Origin of the sequence: Proteus sp. fly-1067 (assembly GCF_040139345.1) — a bacterium.
Taxonomy (GTDB): domain Bacteria; phylum Pseudomonadota; class Gammaproteobacteria; order Enterobacterales; family Enterobacteriaceae; genus Proteus; species Proteus vulgaris_B.
On sequence record NZ_JBEEUL010000264.1, the window covers coordinates 1 to 528 of the forward strand.

1 protein-coding gene is annotated in these 528 nt (G+C 37.9%); it reads left to right on the forward strand.

All coding sequences use genetic code 11. The annotated features are described in order from the left end of the window. Window positions 1-528: MFS transporter (locus tag ABN217_RS20335; RefSeq protein ID WP_349460018.1), on the forward strand; the 528-nt coding region annotated here is incomplete at both ends.

Here is a 528-nt window from a genome sequence, read left to right on the forward strand (position 1 = left end):
GGTGACCGGTGTGATTGCTGATTTCTATTCTTGGCGTGTTGCCGTCATTTTATTAGGTAGCTTAGCGCTAATTGCAGCAATAGGTTTTTGGCGTTTACTACCACCGTCACAACATTTTCGCGCTAGCTCATTAAAACCTAAAAATTTATGGATCAACTTACGCCTTCATTTTAGGGATAAAGGGTTACCTTGGCTATTTATTGAAGGTTTTGTTTTAATGGGTGGTTTTGTCACTATGTATAACTATATCGGTTATCGTTTATTGGAAGCCCCCTATCATTTTAGCCAAGCGACAGTAGGTTTATTATCTATTATATATTTAACAGGAACTTACAGTGCATCTAAATCAGGTAGCCTCACACACAAATTTGGTTTAGCAAAAGTACTACTGTCCGCACTGGCACTGATGCTTATTGGTATTTTGTTAACATTATTCTCAGAGTTTTGGATTATTTTATTAGGTATGACAATATTGACCACAGGCTTCTTTGCTGCTCATTCAGTTGCAAGTAGTTGGGTTGGCCATAG